Below are 4,738 nucleotides of genomic sequence, written 5' to 3'. Positions count from 1 at the left end.
GGTGTCAAAGATACAGCGGTAGCACGGACCTTTGCCCGGCACATAGGTCAGGGTCTGACCGCCGAAGCGGATGATGCCGGCATGGGAAAAGGGATGGCCTCCCAGTACGCAGGCATCGTTGATGAGGAACTTGGCCGGGAAATTATCCGTCGCGTCGATAATGAAATCATAATGCTGGTCGTCGATAATCTGGGGCAGCGTCTGGGAATTGACCCATTCATTATAGGTGACGACGTGCACATCCGGATTAAGTCCTTCCAGGGTATGGCGGGCCGAATCGACCTTGCGCTGGCCCACCGATGCCGTGGAATGGATGATCTGGCGCTGCAGATTAGACAAATCGACCACATCGTAATCGACGATGCCGATAGTACCGACGCCGGCCGCTGCCAGGTACAGAGCCGCCGGTGCACCCAGTCCACCGGCACCGATGACCAGCACCTTGCCGGCCAGGAGTTTCTTCTGTCCCTTGCCGCCAAAGAGGATGATATTCCGCGAATACCGTTCCAGTTGCTCGTTCGTCAGTTTCACCGGGAACCGCCTCCCATATAGTACAGGAAATCGACGACATCGCCATCGCTGAGCACGGTCGTATCAAAATCGTCCCGGCGGATAAACTGCTGATTGAGCTGGACGGTCACATATTCCGGGGCTTCTACCCGGGCTTCTTTCAGAAGCGTTGTCACGCTGATCGGGATTTCTGTCTGAAATGGTTCCCCATTTACCTGAATGGTCATATTGATGCCTCCTATAATACTTTAAACATAATCACGAAAATAAAGAGCAGGATGATTCCCAGACCGAACGTATAGGCGCAGAGTTTCTTTTCGATGGGCTGGAGGGGAAAATAGGCCCCGGCGTCCGCCCCTGTTTCTATTTCGTTATCCCTTGGGGTAATGTGATTGTTCGTCTGTTTATAATAGTATTCGTCAGCCTGTGGCAGCCGATGCGATGTCAGTTCACTTGCCATAGATGATCACACCTTTCATACGGTAACTATTCCTATTTATTGTACTTATATGTTATATGGCCGGCGGGACGATGCCCTGATAAAAGAGCCAGGAAATACCGAGGCCGACCCAGATGATGAATCCCAGGAGCGCTACGGCATAGACACCGGTCACGCGTCCCAGGCCGGCATGCCATAATTTGCGGACATTGGTCACTAGTCCGATGGAGAAAAAGCAGAGGCCGAAAAAGATTGTCCGGATGAGATTAGCCTGTCCGGCACCGGCTTTGAGTCCCGCAATCAGGTCGGGACGGACGAGTCCGGAGAAAAAGACCACCGCCAGGAGTCCGACGAAGCCGATGATGAATTTTGGGAACCGGTCCCAGATTTCCCGTTTGGAAACGCTGCCGGCAGGACGGCTCACGCCGTCGCGGCTGCTCAGGTGCCAGACCGACCATACGACGGCCAGGATAAAGGACCAGACGCCGATGAAGATATCGATGAAGACTTTGGCTGTCGTCGTCGCCATGAGAATCCACCCTTCCTGATAGGCTATCCCCGTCTGTTCCAGTACCTGACTGCGGATGAGCGAATCAGCGATGGCTCCCGATGCGACGGCACCGCCATCGCTCTTGACGACCAGTCCCAGCCAGGAGCCGGCTACCATCGGTTCACCGGAGAGAAAGAAGGCGGCGGCGAAGGGCAGGATCAGCAGTTCCACGGCGACGAATACGATAATGACCGAAGCCAGTATAGCCGGGATGATCTGCCGTGCCCGGATGGCACTGCCTGTGGCAATGGCAGCGGCGACGCCACAGATGGAAATGCCGGAGGCCATGGGGGCCGCCCATTCCGGTGTGAAATGGAAGAACTTGCGGGCGATGATATAGACGACAGGCCAGTAAATGAGGTAGGCTTCGACGACGGCGCACAGGCCGCGGACGATGACCGTCCCGGCCAGGCTCATGGCACTGATGGCCTGAATGCCGATGTTGGCACCGAGGATGACAATGCCCGTCTTGATATACCATTCCGGTCTGGCTGCTACCGAGAGGAAGCGGGCCGCCGACGGAAAGAAATTTCCGATGATGAGTCCTGCCACAAGGGCAAAGACGAATCCCAGTTCACCCAGGCTCAGAGACCAGGTGATGTGAAAAGCCGCCCGTTTATCCGGCGTCGCTGCCAGATATGCATAGTTGCCGAGTATATTGGCTCCGATGGTGAGCCAGTACAGGATAGAAAAGCTGGCTATGAACCGTTTGATCCGTGCGCCCATGAACCAGGCGCCTATAGTCGTAAGAAGGAGGACAAAGAAATAGGCGGCGATGACAGTTCCGGCACCGCCGAGCCAGGAAAAGGCCGGGGAATTGGCCGCCACGGCTTTGACCGGATCCATCCAGACGCCGAATTTGGGAACCCATCCCAGAAGATCGACATCCCCGATGCGTCCGGCACCGAGGGCAAAAATGAATAATCCCAGCCACACGGCCCACCAGTCTTCACTGGCAAGAAAAGCCGAACGGCTCCGTGCAGGTATTGAAGTATCGGTCATACAAATCACCTCTCATATAAAAAACATGAAATGATGGAACAAGAGACAGTCCCGTCACCAGGCGGACAGCTCCCTTTCGATCTCCCTCACCGTTTCGATGTCAGGAAATACGAGTACATAGAAGCATTGCAATGTTTACGCAAATAGTACACTTTTATATTTCGTCTGTCAAGAGATTACAGTCCTTTGAAATAAAAAATTTAGAATTAAATTCTAATTATTTGATATGGCGTAATCTCGGTATATAATAGGGATTATCCAAATCATTACCAAATTTATATATTTTAAAAGGAGAACATAATACTATGAAAAAAGTGTACACTGGCATGACCGGCCTCGTCGGTCATACGCCCCTTCTGGAACCGGTCCGCTTCAACGACAGCCACCATCTGGCAGCCCGCCTTCTCGTTAAACTGGAATACCTGAATCCCGCCGGCAGCGTCAAAGACCGGGTCGCCCTGGCCATGATTGAAGACGCCGAACACCGAGGCATCCTCCAGGCGGACTCGGTCCTCATCGAACCGACCAGCGGCAATACGGGCATAGGCCTGGCTGCTGCCGCTGCCGCCAAGGGATACCGGGCCATCTTCGTCATGCCCGATACGATGAGCATCGAACGGCGGAACCTCATGGCCGCTTACGGTGCGGAAATCGTCCTGACCGAAGGGTATAAGGGCATGACCGGTTCGATTGAAAAAGCACAGGAACTGGCCCGGGAAATTCCCCACTCCTTCATTCCCGGCCAGTTTACCAATCCCGTCAATCCCAGGATCCACGAAGAAACGACGGGGCCGGAATTATACGATGACACGGACGGACAGATCGACCTGTTCCTCGCCGGCGTCGGCACGGGCGGTACCCTGAGCGGCATCGGTCATTATTTAAAACGCACCATCCCGTCGGTGCGCATCGTCGCCATCGAACCGGCTGACTCGCCTCTGCTCTCGGAAGGTCATGCCGGTCCGCACATGCTCCAGGGTATCGGCGCCAATTTTATTCCCGACACGCTGGATACGCACGTATACGATGACATAAAGACTATCACCACAGAAGAAGCTTTCACGGCTGCCCGGCAGTTCGCCCGCACGGAAGGCATCCTGACCGGTATTTCCGGCGGAGCCGCCCTGGCTGCCGCCGTTTCGTATGCCCGGCAGGAAGCATATCGCGGAAAAACTATCGTCACCCTCCTCCCCGACTCGGGAAACCGTTACCTGACTATCCCCGGATTTTTGCGCTGACCCAACATCAGACATCAAACAAAAAAAGGCGGCTCCATTAAGCAACTAACGCTTATCAGGGCCGCCTCATTTTCTATTTTCCTCTTGTATTGTTATAAAGAATTGACTACACTAATAACAAGAACAACTATAAGGAGATTATTATGGAATTATTCGTCTGGGGCCTGAATCACAAGACAGTCCCCGTTTCCGTACGTGAACAGTTCTCTGTGCCGCCGGAACGCATCCGCACGGCCTTGTCGCAGAGCGGACAGTATCAAACAATACATGAAGCGGTCATCCTCTCGACGTGCAACCGCAGTGAAATCTATGCCGTCTGTCCCGAAGGCACGCCGGCCCGCGTGCTGCAGGATTTCTTTCTTTCCCTGCTGAACGGTAAACCGGAAATCCGGCCGGACTATTTCTATACCTATACCGGGCGGGACTGCATCGTCCACCTGTTGCGCGTCGCTTCCAGCCTCGATTCCCAGATCATCGGCGAAGGCCAGATTCTCAGTCAGGTAAAGCAGGCCTATCTGCTGGCCCATGACTGCGGTGCCACGGGAATCGTCCTAAACCTCCTGTTCCATCAGGCCATCGCCACAGGCAAACGGGTCCGGACGGATACGCACATCGCCTACAACGCCGTTTCCGTCAGTTATGCTGCCGTCCAGCTGGCAGAACATCTCCTGGGAGACGTCACCGGAAAGACACTGCTCCTCTTCGGCGCCGGTCAGATGGCGGAACTGGCGGCCCGCAATTTTTTAGGCAAAGGTCTGAAAAAACTGTATATCGTCAACCGCCATATCGAACGGGCACAGAAGCTGGCCTCCCTTCTTTCCGGCACGGCCGTCCATTACCAGAAGGGCAATGAGGCTGCTGCCCGGGCCGATATCATCGTCACTTCTACGGGAGCGCCTCACTACGTCCTGACGGAAGAACGGCTGGCCGCCATCATGAAGGCCCGCAAGGGGCGTCCGCTGCTTCTCATCGATATCGCCGTTCCCCGGGATATCGAGC

General features: G+C 54.8%; 6 protein-coding genes. 2 read left to right on the top strand and 4 right to left on the bottom strand.

Annotated elements, in window-relative coordinates; all coding sequences use genetic code 11:
* The 4 genes from DBO31_RS03580 to DBO31_RS03565 form a co-directional block, all read right to left on the bottom strand.
* Nucleotides 1–531: HesA/MoeB/ThiF family protein (locus DBO31_RS03580; RefSeq protein ID WP_150824462.1), on the bottom strand; the 531-nt coding region annotated here is incomplete at its 3' end.
* A complete protein-coding gene (gene thiS / locus DBO31_RS03575; protein ID WP_059076053.1) occupies nucleotides 528–737 on the bottom strand; it encodes a sulfur carrier protein ThiS in 210 nt (69 codons plus the stop codon). The genes thiS and DBO31_RS03580, both read right to left, overlap by 4 nt.
* A gap of 11 nt (nucleotides 738–748) precedes the next feature.
* Nucleotides 749–970 (bottom strand): hypothetical protein, encoded by a 222-nt coding sequence (locus tag DBO31_RS03570; protein WP_150824461.1) that lies wholly within the window; start codon nucleotides 968–970, stop codon nucleotides 749–751.
* A 52-nt stretch (nucleotides 971–1,022) separates the two neighbouring features.
* A complete protein-coding gene (locus DBO31_RS03565; RefSeq protein ID WP_075581922.1) occupies nucleotides 1,023–2,501 on the bottom strand; it encodes a putative sulfate exporter family transporter in 1,479 nt (492 codons plus the stop codon).
* A 305-nt stretch (nucleotides 2,502–2,806) separates the two neighbouring features.
* Between DBO31_RS03565 and cysK the strand changes: the two genes are divergently transcribed.
* Together cysK and hemA are read left to right on the top strand one after the other, a co-directional pair.
* The gene (gene cysK, locus DBO31_RS03560) at nucleotides 2,807–3,739 is read left to right on the top strand and encodes a cysteine synthase A (protein ID WP_150824460.1); all 933 of its coding nucleotides are present in this window, start codon (nucleotides 2,807–2,809) and stop codon (nucleotides 3,737–3,739) included.
* A 143-nt stretch (nucleotides 3,740–3,882) separates the two neighbouring features.
* On the top strand, nucleotides 3,883–4,738 hold an 856-nt coding region (gene hemA / locus DBO31_RS03555), incomplete at its 3' end, for a glutamyl-tRNA reductase (RefSeq protein WP_150824459.1).

The organism is Megasphaera sp. DJF_B143, from assembly GCF_900320625.1.
Taxonomy (GTDB): domain Bacteria; phylum Bacillota; class Negativicutes; order Veillonellales; family Megasphaeraceae; genus Megasphaera; species Megasphaera hexanoica.
This window is presented reverse-complemented; position numbering and strand designations above follow the sequence as displayed.

What these genes read in the sequence shown, in the direction of transcription:
- thiS (WP_059076053.1), bottom strand. Translation starts at nt 737, where the DNA reads ATGACCATTCAGGTAAATGGGGAACCATTTCAGACAGAAATCCCGATC.
- DBO31_RS03570 (WP_150824461.1), bottom strand. Translation starts at nt 970, where the DNA reads ATGGCAAGTGAACTGACATCGCATCGGCTGCCACAGGCTGACGAATAC.
- DBO31_RS03565 (WP_075581922.1), bottom strand. Translation starts at nt 2,501, where the DNA reads ATGACCGATACTTCAATACCTGCACGGAGCCGTTCGGCTTTTCTTGCC.
- cysK (WP_150824460.1), top strand. Translation starts at nt 2,807, where the DNA reads ATGAAAAAAGTGTACACTGGCATGACCGGCCTCGTCGGTCATACGCCC.